We start from the raw sequence: 15,507 nt of genomic DNA, 5'->3' as shown, positions 1-15,507 counted from the left end.
TCAGGCCATGGCCGCGCTCAGCCAGGCCTCCAGCGACTCCGGCGCCAATGGCCGGGCAAACAGGTAACCCTGGGCCACCGAGTAGCCCTGGTCCTTGAGCACCAGGCACTGGCCAGCGGTCTCCACGCCTTCGGCCACCACCGTCAGGTTCAGGCTCTTGCCGATGCCCATGATCGCCGCACTCAAGGCCCGGGCCGCGCTGTCATCTTCAAGGTCGGAGACAAAACTGCGGTCGAGCTTGAGCTCGCTCAGGGGCAACCGGCGCAGGTAGCTCAGGCTCGAATAGCCGGTGCCGAAGTCGTCCATCGACAGGCGCACGCCCTGGGCATGCACTTCGTCGATGGTCTTCAGGGTGCTGGGGTTGGTGTCGAGCAGCACGCCTTCGGTGATCTCCAGGGTCAGGTCCCTGGGCACCAGTCCGTGGTGATCCAGGGTGTCGGCAATCATTCGCGGCAGGTCCAGGTTGTGGAAACTGGTGGGTGACAGGTTGATCGACACCGAGGGGATTGCCAGTGCCCGCCGCCGCCAGTCACTCAACTGGCGACAGGCCTGGGCCAGTACCCAGCGCCCGAGGTCGGCAATCAGCCCGCACTCCTCGGCCAGGGGAATAAAGCGCGCCGGGGAAATCTCCCCCAGCTGCGGGTGGGTCCAGCGGGCCAGGGCCTCGACCCCACACAGCTGGCCGCTGGCGAGGTCGATCTGCGGCTGGTAATGCAGGCGCAAGCCGTTGTTCTGCAGGGCCTCGCGCAGGGCTGTCTCCAGGGCCAGGCGCTCCTGGGCCAGCAGGTTCAGTTCATGGCTGAAGAAACTCAACTGGCCACGGCCGCCCGACTTGGCCTGGTACATGGCCATGTCGGCGCGGCGCAGCAGGGTCTCCATGTCGCGGCCATCGCCGGGGAACACACTGATGCCGATACTCGCCGAGCAGGCCACGGACACCCCGTCCACCAGGCACGGCGCGCCCAGGGCCAGCAGCAGTTGCTCGGCCTGGGCCGCGACCTGGGTCGAATCGCAATCGGGCAGGATCAATACGAACTCATCCCCCGACAGCCGGCCGACGATGTCCGACTCCCGTGACTCGCGCTCCAGGCGCCCGGCGACGATCCGCAACAGCTCATCCCCCGCCGGGTGGCCCAGGGAATCGTTGACCTTCTTGAAGCGGTCCAGATCGACGAACAGCACCGCCAACTGCGAGCTGTCGCGCCGCGCCGCACTGATCGCCTGGTCGGCCCGGGCTTGCAGCAGGCTGCGGTTGGGCAGGCCGGTCAGGGCATCGTAGAACGCCAGCTGGCGAATCCGTGCCCGCGCGTGTTCCCGCTGCAAGGCCAGGGCACACAGGTGCACGCAGGAATTGACGATCTGCTGGTGAAACAGGTCCGGCACCAGGGCCTCGCGAAAGTAAAAGGCGAAGGTGCCGATCACCCGCCCCTGGCTGGAACGAATCGGTGTCGACCAGCAGCCGACATACCCCAGCTCCAGGGCCAGGTGCTTGTAGTCGGCCCACAGCGGGTCGTTGGCGATATCGGTGACCAGCACCGCGTCGTTGCGAAACGCCGCAGTGCCGCAGGAGCCCACGCTGGGCCCGATCGGCACGCCGCACAGCGCCGCGCTGTAGGCCGCCGGCAGGCTCGGCGCGGCCAACGATTGCAGGCAGCCATGTTCGTCGACTTCCAGGATCGAGGCCGCCACTTCCGGTGCGATGCGCTCCACCTCACGGCAGATCAGCTCCAGCACCTGGGCCAGCGGCTGTTCGCTGGCCATGGCTTCCAGGGCGTTGTGCTGCAGCACTTCATACATCTTCGACTGGGTGATATCGGTCAGCACCGAGACCACGCTGACCAGACGCCCGTCCTCCCCCATTACCGGGTTGGCCACCACATTGATCCAGTAGCGCTGGCCGGATTTGCCGACGACGATTTCCTCGCGCCGCACTGAGCGGCCAGCCAGCAGCTCGAGGCGCACATAGTCGATGTAGTGGGCGTTGGCATTGGCCGCCAGCAATTCGATGGGCGAGCGCTCGGCCAGGTCCTCCTGCTGCCAGCCGAACATGCGGCTGAAGCCGCTGTTGACGTACTGGATCCGCCAGTCCGCGCCGACAATCAGCACCCCGGAGTCAGTGGCCCCGGCCACCAGGGACAGGCGCCGGTTGTGCTCGGCCAGTTCGCTTTCCCGTTGGTGGCGCAGGCTGATATCGGTGGCGACCTTGACCACCCGCTCCACATTGCCGGCTTTATCGAGAATCGCCGTGTAGGTCGCCTCCAGCCAGCAGGTGCTGCCGTCACCGCGACGGCGCTCGCAGATCCCGGAAAACGTCTGGCTGGCCAACAGCCCTGCCCAAAACAGGCGGTACGCCTCGGAGTCGGCATACAGCCCCTTGCAAAAGGACCGGTGATGCAGCCCCAGCGCGTTGTCGCGGCTGTAGCCCAACAGCAGCAGGTAGTTGGGGTTGGCGTTGAGCAAAATACCTTCGGCGGAAAATTCGGCGATCGCCATGGCCCGATCCAGGGCGCCCAACAAAGCGTTGTGGCTGACCGAACTAGCGTCATCGACGTGAACTTGAGACACCATTGCCCTGCTCCTTTTCCTGCAAATCCATTCCGCGCGGCCGAGTTGATGCAGGCGCGACCCACTATTGGGCAGCAGACCGAGCTGGCCCGAACCACGATACACCGGCGCTTTCGCGATGCTGTTCGTTGTCACGGCCAATGGCAAGTGCCCGCCAGGCCCCGACCACGGCGGCAAATCCTGAACCGGCAGCCCTTTTCAGTCGATTCGGACAAATTCGAAAAGCGCCTGAGGGTGGAGACCACCAGTTTTAGTCGTAGTCAGAAGCACACCTCAGTGGATCCATTAACAACAACCAAACGTCCGATAATCGCCCAATTAAACCCATTTACAGCCGGTACAGTGATTGACCAGACACTGGCCGCCGATCTTTAATGGATCCATTAAATAAAAACAAGCCGTAGCCTGGAGACCTCCCATGCACCCCAAAAACACCTGGTATGTTGCCTGCACCGCCGATGAAATCACCGACAAGCCCCTGGGCCGACAGATTTGCGGTGAAAAAATGGTTTTTTATCGCGGTCTGGAAGGACAGATCAGCGCGATCGAAGATTTCTGCCCCCATCGCGGCGCGCCACTGTCGCTGGGGTATGTCGAAAACGGCAACCTGGTGTGCGGCTACCACGGTCTGGTGATGGGCTGCGACGGCAAGACGGTGGCCATGCCCGGGCAGCGGGTACGCGGCTTTCCGTGCAACAAGACCTTTGCTGCGGTCGAGCGTTACGGTTTTATCTGGGTCTGGCCCGGTGACCAGGCCCAGGCCGACCCGGCGCTGATCCACCACCTGGAATGGGCGGTCAGCGACGACTGGGCCTACGGCGGCGGCCTGTTTCATATCGGTTGCGACTACCGCCTGATGATCGACAACCTGATGGACCTGACCCACGAAACCTACGTCCACGCCTCCAGCATCGGCCAGAAGGAAATCGACGAAGCGCCGCCGGTGACCACGGTCGAAGGCGATGAAGTGGTAACGGCGCGACACATGGAAAACATCATGGCCCCGCCGTTCTGGCGCATGGCGCTGCGGGGCAACAACGTGGCCGACGACGTGCCGGTGGACCGCTGGCAGATCTGCCGCTTCACCCCGCCCAGCCACGTGCTGATCGAAGTCGGCGTGGCCCATGCCGGCAAGGGCGGCTACCACGCCGATCCGCAATACAAGGCATCGAGCATCGTCGTCGACTTCATCACCCCCGAGTCCGACACCTCGATCTGGTACTTCTGGGGCATGGCACGCAACTTCAACCCCCAGGACCAGGAGCTGACCGCGAGCATCCGCGAAGGCCAGGGCAAGATCTTCAGCGAAGACCTGGAGATGCTCGAACGCCAGCAGCAGAACCTGCTCGCGCACCCGACGCGCAACCTGCTCAAGCTCAATATCGATGCCGGCGGCGTGCAGTCGCGCCGAGTTCTGGAGCGCCTGATCGCCCAGGAACGCAGCGCCGAACCGCAGCTGATCGCCAGCGCCCAGTAAGCCCTGGGGCGCGGCCTTGCCCACCGCGCATGCCCTGCCTGCAGCGCCGCAGTGACGAATAAACAGAAGTGAGCCCTCTGCCTGGCGGCAACACTCCAAGGACCGAACATGATTGACGTGCTGGTGGTATCCCGCAACAACGAAGCCCTCGACATCTGCAGCTACGAGCTGGCCAGTGTCGACGACAGCCCCCTGCCCCCCTTCAGCGCCGGCGCCCATATCGACGTGCACCTGCCCGATGGCCTGGTGCGCCAGTACTCGCTGTGCAACCACCCTGAAGAACGCCATCGCTACCTGATCGGCGTGCTCAAGGACCCGGCCTCACGGGGCGGTTCGGCCAGCCTGCATGCCCAGGTCCAGGTCGGCAGCCGGTTGCGCATCAGCGAACCGCGCAACCTGTTCCCCCTGGTCCATGAAGCCAGGCGCAGCCTGCTGTTCGCCGGGGGCATCGGCATCACCCCGATCCTGTGCATGGCCGAACGCCTGGCCCACAGCGGCGCCGACTTCGAGCTGCATTACTGCGCCCGCGCCAGCGAGCGCGCGGCATTCGTCCAGCGCCTCAAGGATTCGCCGTTTGCCAAGCGGGTATTCCTGCATTTCGATGAGCAACCGCAGACTGCGCTCGACGCCGCCAAGGTCCTGGCCGGGCCGGCGGAGCATGTGCATCTGTACGTCTGCGGCCCCGGCGGTTTCATGCAATACGTGCTGGACAGCGCCCGCGCCCAGGGTTGGCGCGAAGAGTGCCTGCACCGCGAATACTTTGCCGCGGCGCCCGTGGACAGCAGCAACGATGGTCGTTTTTCGGTGAAGCTCGGCAGCACCGGCCATGTCTATGAAATACCGGCCGATCGCAGCGTGGTGCAAGTGCTGCAAGCGCATGGGGTGGAGATTGCCATGTCCTGCGAACAGGGCATTTGCGGCACCTGCCTGACCCGGGTGCTGGAAGGTGTGCCGGAGCACCGCGATCTGTTTCTGACCGAGGAAGAACAGGCCCTCAACGACCAGTTCACCCCGTGCTGCTCACGCTCGAAAACTCCGCTGCTGGTGCTGGATATCTGAGCGTCACTGCGTCCGCAGAATGACTTTCATCCGCTCGTCGCTGGTGGCCGCGCCGAACACCTCGGCGTAGCGCAAGGTAGCGTTGGCGTGCTCGCGCATGATCGCCTCGGCCCGCGCGCCCTGGCGATTGACCAGCGCATCGAACACCGAATGGTGCTGCATGTGGGCGTAATTGAAGCGCCGGTACTCGCGGCCCAGGTCATTGCGATCCACCGCCAGGGCGGTTACCGAAGCGAACGGCAGATGGTCGTTGCGCGCCAGGGCATCGGCGATGGCCGGGTTGTGGCTGCCTTCGACGATCACCTGGTGAAAGCGCATGTTGAGGTCGTGATAGGCCTCCAGGTCGTCTTCGGTGACATAGCCTTTGTCGAACAGCTGATCGCCCTGGGCCAGGCACAACTCCAAGGTCGCCCGCGCAGACTCAGACAGGCCGCGCTCGGCAGTCTGGCGCGCGGCCAAACCTTCCAGCACACCACGCACCTCGACCGCGCCGGCGATGTCGTCGGCACTCACCGAACGCACCTGGAACCCACGCCCGCCAAAACGCACCAGCAGGCCTTCCTGCTCCAGGGTGCGAAACGCCATGCGCACCGGCATCCGTGATACGCCGAACAGCTCGGCGGTGGGAATCTCCATCAACCGCTCACCCGCCGCCAACTCGCCCGAGGCGATCATCTTGCGCAGCGCAACCAGCACCATTTGACCGGGCTTACTCATCCAGGCACTTCCACAAAAGACGGGCCGCCATAGTAGCGCAAGCCTCGCGCCGGCGGCAGCAAGCGATCACCCGGTGTCCTGCAGCCGCTACCGCCAGGCCCGAGCCTGGCGGTAGCGGCTGCAGAATTAGAAGGACAACGGGTAGCTGACGATCAATCGGGTCTGGTCGAAATCGCTGTTGAAGCTGCGGCGGTTGGTGGCGTTGTTCAGGCGCAGGCTGAGGCTTTTCAGGCTGCCGCTCTGGAAGGTGTAGCCGACTTCGGTGTCGCGCTCCCATTCCTTGCCGTTGCTGCCGACCTTGGTCGTGGCATTCTCGCCATGGCCATAACGCACCATCGCCAGCAACCCGGGCACGCCCACGGCGGCGAAGTTGTAGTCGTAGCGCGCCTGCCACGAACGCTCGTCGGCGTTGCTGAAGTTGCCGTTGAACATATCGTTGCCCAGGGTCCGGCCACTGCTGCCATAGACCGACATCCAGGGGCTGTCGCCACTGACTTTCTGCAGGCCCAGGTACAGGGTGTGGCCACCGGTATTGGCCGAGAACAAGGCATAGGCGGTCCGGCTCTGCACCTCGCCGATGCGCGCGCGGCCGTCGTCCTTGTCGATGAAATACCCCAGGTTCGCCCCCAGCACCCACTCCCCCACCGGCTGCTTGTGCAAGAGGTTGAAATAGCTTTGCTGGTAGATGTCTTCCAACTGCGAATGCCAGGCGCCGATCAGGGTGCGCTGCTGATTGAAGCGATACTCGGCGCCGACATAGTTGAAGGCATCCGAGGTCACCCCCGGCGCAGCCCAGGCCGAGAGGTCCTGCATGTCCGACGAGTTGCGCAGGCTGACCGCCTTGTATTGCCCGGCCTGCAAGCCCAGGCCGCTGATCTCCCGCGAGTCGAGCATGGCCCCGCGAAAGGTCTGCGGCAGCAGGCGGCCGTCGTCGTAGCGCAGCAGCGGGATGTCCGGCAGCAATTCGCCGACCTTCAACTCCGTGGCCGAGATGCGCATCTTCGCCGCCACCCCGGCGCGCCCGAAGTTGTCCGCCGCCTTGCCATCATCATGCACCGGCAACAGCTCGGAACCGCTGACCGCGCGGCTGCTGTCGAGCTTGACGCCGAACATGCCGATGGCGTCCAGGCCAAAACCCACGGTGCCCGGGGTGTAGCCGGAACTGAACTTGAGAATGAAACCCTGGGCCCACTCCTCGACCTGGCTCTTGGGTGCACCCGAGTCACGAAAATCACGATTGAAGTAGTAATTGCGCAGCAGCAGTTCAGTCTTGGCGTCTTCGAAAAAACCACCGTCTTCGGCTGCCAGTACCGGCAGGCACAGGCCCGAGGTCATGGCCGCCGCCAACAGCGAACGGGTGAAGGTCAATGGGGTGCTCATTCTTATTGTTCTCCGTTTTTCATGGGCGCAGCCGCTCCCCGGCAGGCCGCCGAAGGCCCGCCCGACAGGGCTGCAAAAAGGCCCGGCTGGACCGGGCTTGAATCAGTGGGCTAACGCATCAAAAGGGATACTGACGCGGCTGGTGTTGCACGCTGATCCAGTGATCGCGGGTGAACTCGTCGATGGCCCAGTCGCCGTTGAAGCGCCCCAGGCCCGAGTTCTTTTCCCCGCCGAAGGGCGCGTTGGCCTCATCGTTCACCGGGATGTCGTTGATATGGGTCATGCCCGCGCGGATTTGCCGGGCAAAGCCCACCGCGCGCTCCAGGCTGGCGCTGAACACCGCGCTGGACAGCCCGAACTCACTGGCATTGGCCAACTCCAGGGCATGGGCTTCATCCCGCGCGCGCAGCAGCCCCACCAGCGGGCCGAAGATTTCGTTGCGCGCCAGGTCCATGTCCTGCGTGACCTCGCCATACACATGGGGCGCCAGCAGGTTGCCCTGGCCGCCGCCCTCGTACAGCGGCTCGGCACCCTCGGCCCGGGCCAGGCGGATTTTCTCCTGCAGGCCCTGCAACTGACGGGGGTTGATCACCGGGCCGATCACCGTGTCCTGCAGATTCGGATCACCGACCTTGAGCCCCTTGACCCGCTCCACGAAGCGCTCGGCAAACGCCGGGTACAGGCTGTCGTCGATGATGATGCGGTTGACCGCCATGCAGATCTGCCCCTGGTGCAGGAACTTGCCAAACACCGCCGCATTCACCGCGTGCTCCAGGTCAGCGTCGGCCAGGACCACGAACGGGCTGTTGCCGCCCAGTTCCAGGGCCACATGCTTGAGGTGCTCGCCGCCGCTGGCGATGCGGCCGATACCGCGCCCCACCGGGGTCGACCCGGTAAAGGTGATCAGCGACGGCACCGTGTGCTCGACAAAGGCATCGCCAATCTCGCTGCCGGCCCCCACCACCACGCTCAGCACCCCGGCCGGCAATCCGGCCTCTTCGAATATCCGCGCCAGCAACAGGCCGCCGCACACCGGAGTGTCGCTGGCCGGCTTGACCACCACCGCGTTGCCCAGGGCCAGGGCCGGGGCGATGGAGCGCTGGGTCAGGTGCAGCGGGAAGTTCCACGGGCTGATGACCCCCACCACCCCCAGGGCGCTGCGGTAGACCCGGCTTTCCTTGCCCGGCACATCGGACTCGACGATGCGCCCGTGGACCCGCGCCGGAAACGACGCCGACTCCAGGGCAATCGCCCGCGCCGCGCCCCATTCCAACTGGGCCTTGAGCCGGGTGCTGCCGGACTCGCGAATGATCCAGTCGATGATTTCCTCGCGGCGCCGGTCGAACACCGCCACCACCTGATGCAGCACCGCCGCCCGTGCCGACGGCCCGAGCGCTGCCCACTGCGGCTGGACTTCGGCAGCCTTGCGGTAGGCGGCGTCGAGGTCGGCGCGGTTGGCCTGGGGAATCTCCAGCAACAGCGAAGCGTCGTACGGGTTGCTCACCGCCAGGGTTTTACCCCCGGCGCCAGCGCGCCATTGGGCGGCGATGGGTTGCAGGTGCAGATCAGCGTAAACGGCTGGGGAATTGCTCATGTCACGTCTCCTGGAAACAGAATGGGTAAATTCGCTGCGGCGGTCATTCGTGCACGGCGCCCGAAGCTCGCGCCTCGATCAGCCGCACCAGCCCCAGCAGGGTGGCGGTATGGGGCACGGCGACGCCGGCCTGACGCGCCCGGGCCAGCACCTCGCCGTTGATCGCGCCGATCTCCGTCGAGCGCCCGGCCAGCACGTCCTGCAACATCGACGGCTGGTGCGTGCGGTGATGGGCGATGGCGTAGGCCACGCTGTCCAGGCAACGCTGGGTATCAGTCGCGACCCCCGCCGACTGCGCAACCGCCAGCACCTCCAGCACGATCGCGCGCGCCAGTTCGACACCTTCAGAGGCACCATCCAACTGACCCACGGTGCAACCGGTCACTGCGCAGAGGCTGTTCAAGGCCGCATTGAAGGCAACCTTCTCCCAGATCGAGGTCCACACCTCGGGGTCCGGCGCGCAGTTCAAGCCCGCACCCTCGAGCACCGCCGCCACCTCGGCATTGGCCGGGCGCTCGACGCCGTCCGCCGACCACACCCGGACCATGCCCTGGCCATGGGAGCGCACGTGGCCCGGGCCGACCATGTCCGCCGGCCAATTGGTCATGCCGATCAGCACCTGCTCCGGGGCGACGTGGCGGCACAGGGCCTCGGCGTTGCCCAGGCCGTTCTGCACGGTCAGCACCCGGGTCTGGGCGCCGATATGCCCGGCGATGCCGCGCAGCGCGCTGTCGGTGTGCTGGCTCTTGGTGAACACCAGCAACAGATCGGGCTGGCCCGGCGCCTGCTCCGGGCGGCAGGCGACCAGGCCGCTGACGCGCTGGTCGCCGTTGTCGGTCTCCAGGCGCAAACCCTCGCGGCGTATGGCGTGCAGGTGCGCGTCGTTGATGTCCAGCAGGGTGACCTGCTGCCCGCTCCGCGCCAGCAGGCCGCCGAACAGGGAGCCCATGGCCCCCGCCCCGAGAATGGAAATATTCATCGAACCTCCGTTTCAGAATGAGTGGTCATGGCCGGCCCGGCACTCGCCGGGGAATATGCCGGCGCACCAGCAACAAGGCGATCAGCGCCATCACCATCACCGAGCCCAGCAGCGTCAGGTAACCCCCGGCGCCGCCCTGGGTGATGATGGTGGCGCCGGCAAACGCACTGAGGATCGCCCCCATGCGCCCAAAGGCCAGGGCCGATGCGGTGCCGGTGGCACGCACGTTGGTGGGATAGATAAAGGCGCACAGCGCATACAGGGTCGACTGCACGGCGTTCACGAACAGGCCATGCACACCGAAGCCGAAGATCAGCAGGCTGGTGTTCTGATTGATGTCCACCCATTGCATGGCGAAGGCACTGACCGCGCCGCCCGCGCAGCAAATCACCAGCGGCCAAAACGAGCCCCAGCGGGTCATCGCCACGGCACACACCAGGGCCCCGATCACCCCGCCCAAGTTGTAGGCGGTCAGGCCCGAACCGGCGACCGAGGTCGGCAAGCCTTCGGCCATCAGCATGGTCGGCAACCAACTGAAGGCGCTGTAGACCGCGGTCAGGCACATGAAGAACGCCACCCAGACCAACACCGTGTCCCGCCCGTAACCAAGGGCAAACAAGGCGCGGAAGCCGTCGCGTTTTTCGCTGGCCTGCTCCAGGGCATCGGTGTAGCGCACGCCCTCGGCCATCGGCCGCCCCATGCGTCCCAGCAGGGTGTTCAACTCGCCCCAGCGCTGTGGCCGCCGCGCCAGGAAGCGTGGCGACTCCGGCAGCGCCGCCAGCAGTACAAACCCAAGCACGATGGGCAAGCTGCCGCCGACGAAAAACAGCGTGCGCCAGCCATAGACCGGCAACACATGGGAGGCGAAAAACCCTGCCAGCATCCCGCCCAGGGGCACGCAGACAATGGTCGCGGTCACCGCCAGCGTGCGCCGGCGTGCCGGGGTAAATTCAGCGGTCACGGTGGTCGCGCTGGGCAGCGCGCCACCGATCCCCAGGCCGGCGACAAAGCGCAGGATCGCCACCGTCAGCGCATCCGGCGCCAGGCCGATGGCGCAGGTCGCGGCGCCGAACACGAACACACTCATGATCACCGCCATGCGCCGCCCGAAACGGTCAGCGAACAGACCGGCGCAGGCGCTGCCGATGCCCATGCCGATCAGCCCGGCCGCCACCACCGGGGCAAAGGCCTCGCGGGTAACGCCCCACTCCTTGATCATCATCGGGATCGCGAACCCGATCAGTTGACCGTCGAAACCATCCAGCACGATGGACAGCGCCGCCAGCAGCACCACCAGCTTTTGCATCCGGGTAAAGGGGCCCTCATCGAGCAGGGACCCGATATCGGCATTGCCCGAACCGGCACGCGGCGACCGCGGCACGCTCGTCGTCACGTCAATGACCTCAGTCTTGTTCATAACCACCTCTTTTTTATTGTTGTTGTAGTGCCGCGCCGAGCGCGGCTGGCAACGCCGGGAACGAACCCGGCGCGGGGTCTTGCCTCAGGGTTCGATGGTCAGCGTCGGCACCTCGATCAACACCGGGCGCTGGCCCGCCAGGGCTTCGCTGAAGGCTGCGGCAAACTCCCCGGCGGTGTTGGCCTGCAGCGAATGCACGCCGTAGCCCCGGCCGATGGCGCAGAAATCCAGGCCCGGTACATCCAGCCCCGGGGCGTCGCTGACCCCCAGCACGTCGGCGAACCAGCGCAAGGCGCCGTAGGTGCCGTTCTTGAGGATGATGAACACCACCGGAATCCCATACTGCGCGGCGGTCCACAACGCGGTGATGCCGTAGTTGGCCGAGCCGTCGCCGATGATCGCCACTACCCGCCGCTCGGGCGTCGCCAGTTGCACGCCGACCGCGGCCGGCAGGCCGAAGCCCAGGCCACCGGCGGCCGGGAAGAAGTAACTGCCGGGCTCGCGCATCTCGACCCGCTGCCAGAAGGCACCGACGGTGGAGGTGGACTCCTTGACGTAGATCGTGTCCTTGGGCGCCAGTTGGTCGATCAGGTCGAACACGGTTTCCGGGCGCAGCAGGCCGCCCTCCTCGACGATCGTCGCCGGCCGCGGCAAGGCCTCGGGCAGCGGCCGCTCGCTCTGGCGAACCACGCCCACCAGGGCTTCGAGGGTCAGGGCGATGTCCGCCACCAGGGCGTCGCCCATGGGCGCCCGCGCCGCTTCGCCGGGGTCGCAGGTGATGTGCACCAGCTCGGCACCGGCCGGCAGGTAGGCGCCGGGAGCGAACTGGTGATAACGGAACACCGGGGCCCCCACCACCAGGATCAGATCATGCTCAGCCAGGCTGCGGCTGATGCCGGCGATCGCTGCCGGCAACACCCCACGGAAACAGGGGTGGCGGGTCGGGAACGGGCAACGGGAAGCCGAGGGCGCAACCCAGGCCGGCATCCGCAGCTTTTCCGCGAGCTGCACCGCCAGACCGTTGCTGCGGCTGCCATCGACATCCGGCCCCAGCACCAGCACCGGGTTGCGCGCCGTCGAGAGCCGCTCGCCCAGTTGCTGCAACTGCGCCGGCGACGGCAAGCCGGCGCTGAGCACCTGGCGCCGCGCCAGGTGCTCGACCCCGGCCGGGGCTTCACAGGCCCAATCGTCATAGGGAATCGACACATACACCGGCCCCCGTGGCGCCAGGCTGGCCATGTGGATCGCCTGGCTCAGGGTGCGCGGCACGTCCTGGGCCGAGGCCGGTTCGTGGCTCCACTTGACCAGGGGTTTGGGCAACTGCGCGGCATCGACATTGGCCAGCATCGCCTCGACGCCAATCATCGAGCGCACCTGCTGGCCGGCAGTGATCACCAGCGGGCTGTGGGAGTACCAGGCGTTGGTCAGCGCGCCCATGCCGTTGCCGGTGCCGGCGGCGGCATGCAGGTTGACGAAGGTGGGCTGGCCGGTGGCCAGGGCAAAGCCGTCGGCCATGCCCACCACCGCGCCTTCGTGCAGGCCGAGGATGTAGCGAAAGTCCTCGGGGAAGCCCTTGAGGAACGGCAGTTCATTGGAACCGGGATTGCCGAAAATGGTGGTCAGGCCTTGCTCGCGAAGAATGTCGTAGGACGCAGAGTGAACGGTTTTCATAGGGACCCTTGCCGCTGGTTTTTAGATTTTGAGTTACTCTTGCAGCCGCCACGCAATTGATCAAATCGATACTATCTCTATCTAAAATAAGAACGGTCTATATCAAGATCGACAGTCCGAGGCACCATGAGCCACATCGACCTGAACCTGATCCGCACCTTCGTCACCCTCTACGAAGCCCGCAGCGTGACCCTGGCCGCCGAGCGCCTGTTCGTCACCCAACCCTCGGTCAGCTACGGCCTGGCCCGCCTGCGCGAACTGCTCGACGACAAACTGTTCAGCCGCACCCGCGACGGCATCCAGCCGACCTTTGTCGCCGAACAGCTGTACCCCAATCTGCGGGACTGCCTGACCCGCATCGAAAGCGCGGTGCAAAGCACCCGCCAGTTCGACCCGGCCAGCACCGAACGGCGCTTTCGCATTGCCCTCTCCGACCTCGGCGAAATGGGCTTTCTGCCCTTGATCCTGGCGCGCCTGAACCGGGACGCGCCCCTGGCCGAAGTCGAGGTGCTGCCATTGCAGGTGGACCAGGTCGGCGAGTGGCTGGCCAGCGGCAAGATCGACGCCGCCATCTGCCGCCACCCGGTGCCCGGCACACGCAGCCAGGTGCTGATGCACGAACGCTACGCCTGCCTGCTCAGCGCCAGCCACCCGCGCATCGGCCGGCACTTGAGCCTGGAGCAGTTCCTTGGCGAACGGCACGTCACCGTGACCCGCACCACCGGTCACGGCAGTGTTGAAGACGTGCTGAAAAACATGAACGTGGAGCGCCGGATCAGCCTGCATGTGCCGCACTTTTCAGTGCTGCCCAAGATCATCCCCGGCACCGACCTGCTGGCCGTGCTTCCGGCGCAGATCGCCCGCCTGTTCATTCACGAGGGCGGCCTGCAGATGCTTGAATTGCCGTTCCAGGTGGCCGAGTTCGATGTCTCGCTGCACTGGCACACCAACAGCGACAGCTCGGCCGCCCTGCGCTGGTTCTGCGCGACCATCGCCGAGGCGATCATCAGCGGCCAGGCCTAGGCAGCGACTGGCGCGGGGCTGGGTTGCGCCCCGGGCTTGAGCAGCAATAGGCACCCGGCAGCCAGAACAAACACGCTGGCGAACACCCCGTACAGGTGCAGCGGCTGCCAGCCGCCATCGAGCAGGAAGCCGGCCACGGTCGGCGACAGGATCGCGCCAATGCGCCCAATGCCGATGCCCCAACCCACCCCCGTGGCGCGCACCGAGGCGTCATACACCACCGGCGACAGCGCGTAGAGCCCGGCTACGCAGCCATTGGAAAACAGCCCGATCAACAACCCCAGGCCCAGGGCCGCGGCGATCGACGAGCCGCTGCCGACAAACAGCACCAGCAACCCGGCGGTGATCAGCATAAACAGCGACAGCACCCGGGTCAGGGGCCAGCGCGAGGCCAGGCCGCCGATCAGCGCCGCACCGAAGATCCCGCCGACGCTGAGCAGCACCCCGCCAGTGATCCCCTGTTGCGCCGAGAGCCCGGCAGCCACCAGCAGTTTCGGGGTCCAACTCATGACGAAGTAGAAACCGAACATCACCAGGAAAAACAGCAGCCAGATCAGCAAGGTAGTGCGGCGCATGGCCGGGGCCAGCAACCGGCCGAAACCGCTGCGGGCCCCGGCCTCCTTGAGCACCGGCGCCGGCAGTTGGGTCAGCGGCGCCTGGTCCAGGCGCTGGGCCAGACGGTTGATGCGTGCCAGGGCATTGGCCGGGCGCCGCGCCAGCAGGAAGTCCAGGGATTCAGGCAGCCACAGCAGCACCAGCGGGATCACCAGCCAGGTCACCGCGCCGCCAAACAGGAACACCGAACGCCAGCCGAAATGGGTCAGCAACCACACCGCCAGCAGTCCGCCCAGGGTCGCGCCCAGGGCGTAACCGGTGGACTGCAGGCTCACCGACAACCCGCGCCAGCGCTTGCTCGAGTACTCACTGGCAATCACGTTGCTGCTGGCCAGGATGCCACCGATGCCGAGCCCCGTGAGGCCGCGCAGCAGTGCCAGTTGCAACGGGGTCTGGCTCAAGGCCGAAAGCAGCATGCCCAGCCCCGACAGCGCCAGGCAGAACAGAATCAGCGGGCGCCGCCCAAAGCGGTCGGCCCAGGGCGCGATAAACAACGAACCGGCGGCCATGCCAAACAGCCCGGCACTCAGCAGAAAGCCGATTTGCGCGCCATTGAGCCCCCACTCGGCCGAGACCGAGGCCGCGGTAAAGGCCATCACCAGCACATCGAAGCCGTCGATCATGTTCAGCACAATGCAGATGCCGATGGCCAGGCATTGGAAGCGGCTCATGGGGCCGTTATCGACCCGCTGTTTCAGATCGAGGCTCATGGACGCACCTCCAGACCGGCCGCGACCCGAGGCGAAATAACAGGCAGACGTTTGCACACAGACAACAGGCGCACGCAACCCAGGCCGTTGCGCGCCATTGATAAGCCATTCATGACGAAACCCTTTTTGTAGTTTTTATCGCGGACGGTCAGGAGGGCTCCTGCCATCGCCAGGCCGCTAATAAAACCGTTAATGGATCCATTAACAAGAGTTGGGTTGAATGCAAAGGCCGGTCACAGGCACTTGAATCAGCCACAAAAAAACTTAATTTATATATAAATCAATCAGTTATGAATTCAC

The 15,507-nt window shown here is 65.5% G+C and carries 11 protein-coding genes; 3 read left to right on the top strand and 8 right to left on the bottom strand.

Annotated features, from left to right (window positions below):
• Positions 1–2,568 carry a sensor domain-containing protein gene (locus MF4836_RS00555; protein ID WP_078468611.1) on the bottom strand — a complete coding sequence of 856 codons (2,568 nt, stop codon included), beginning with the start codon at positions 2,566–2,568 and terminating at the stop codon, positions 1–3.
• A gap of 415 nt (positions 2,569–2,983) precedes the next feature.
• On the opposite strand from MF4836_RS00555, the gene MF4836_RS00550 reads away from it, so the two are divergent.
• A complete protein-coding gene (locus tag MF4836_RS00550) occupies positions 2,984–4,042 on the top strand; it encodes an aromatic ring-hydroxylating oxygenase subunit alpha (RefSeq protein WP_078468610.1) in 1,059 nt (352 codons plus the stop codon).
• Between the two features lie 108 nt (positions 4,043–4,150).
• Entirely contained in the window at positions 4,151–5,101 is a 951-nt protein-coding gene (locus MF4836_RS00545) for a PDR/VanB family oxidoreductase (RefSeq protein ID WP_078468609.1), read from the top strand.
• Between the two features lie 3 nt (positions 5,102–5,104).
• On the opposite strand, the gene MF4836_RS00540 is transcribed toward MF4836_RS00545, so the two are convergent.
• The 6 genes from MF4836_RS00540 to mdlC all read right to left on the bottom strand — a co-directional run bounded on the left by MF4836_RS00540 (position 5,105) and on the right by mdlC (position 12,859).
• Positions 5,105–5,818, bottom strand: coding sequence for a GntR family transcriptional regulator (locus tag MF4836_RS00540; protein ID WP_078468608.1), 714 nt, complete (start codon positions 5,816–5,818; stop codon positions 5,105–5,107).
• A 126-nt stretch (positions 5,819–5,944) separates the two neighbouring features.
• Complete coding sequence (locus MF4836_RS00535) at positions 5,945–7,198, bottom strand: OprD family porin (protein WP_078468607.1); 1,254 nt, start codon at positions 7,196–7,198, stop codon at positions 5,945–5,947.
• Positions 7,199–7,316: 118 nt separating this feature from the next.
• On the bottom strand, positions 7,317–8,792 hold the full coding sequence (locus tag MF4836_RS00530; RefSeq protein ID WP_078468606.1) for an aldehyde dehydrogenase family protein: 1,476 nt from the start codon (positions 8,790–8,792) through the stop codon (positions 7,317–7,319).
• 43 nt (positions 8,793–8,835) lie between these two features.
• Positions 8,836–9,771 carry a ketopantoate reductase family protein gene (locus tag MF4836_RS00525; RefSeq protein WP_078468605.1) on the bottom strand — a complete coding sequence of 312 codons (936 nt, stop codon included), beginning with the start codon at positions 9,769–9,771 and terminating at the stop codon, positions 8,836–8,838.
• 25 nt (positions 9,772–9,796) lie between these two features.
• The gene (locus MF4836_RS00520) at positions 9,797–11,188 is read right to left on the bottom strand and encodes an MFS transporter (protein WP_078468604.1); all 1,392 of its coding nucleotides are present in this window, start codon (positions 11,186–11,188) and stop codon (positions 9,797–9,799) included.
• A gap of 84 nt (positions 11,189–11,272) precedes the next feature.
• Positions 11,273–12,859: a benzoylformate decarboxylase gene (mdlC, locus tag MF4836_RS00515; protein ID WP_078468603.1), complete on the bottom strand. Its 1,587-nt coding sequence runs from the start codon at positions 12,857–12,859 to the stop codon at positions 11,273–11,275.
• Between the two features lie 126 nt (positions 12,860–12,985).
• Between mdlC and MF4836_RS00510 the strand changes: the two genes are divergently transcribed.
• Complete coding sequence (locus MF4836_RS00510; protein ID WP_078468602.1) at positions 12,986–13,882, top strand: LysR family transcriptional regulator; 897 nt, start codon at positions 12,986–12,988, stop codon at positions 13,880–13,882.
• Here the strand turns inward: MF4836_RS00510 and MF4836_RS00505 are convergent.
• The gene (locus tag MF4836_RS00505; protein ID WP_078468601.1) at positions 13,879–15,207 is read right to left on the bottom strand and encodes an MFS transporter; all 1,329 of its coding nucleotides are present in this window, start codon (positions 15,205–15,207) and stop codon (positions 13,879–13,881) included. The two genes, MF4836_RS00510 and MF4836_RS00505, sit on opposite strands and share 4 nt — an antisense overlap.
• Between the last annotated feature and the right edge of the window lie 300 nt (positions 15,208–15,507).

The sequence above is a fragment of the Pseudomonas sp. MF4836 genome, assembly GCF_002018875.1.
Classification (GTDB): domain Bacteria; phylum Pseudomonadota; class Gammaproteobacteria; order Pseudomonadales; family Pseudomonadaceae; genus Aquipseudomonas.
Note: the sequence above shows the minus strand (reverse complement) of the source record. Positions and strands in the feature narration are given on the sequence as shown.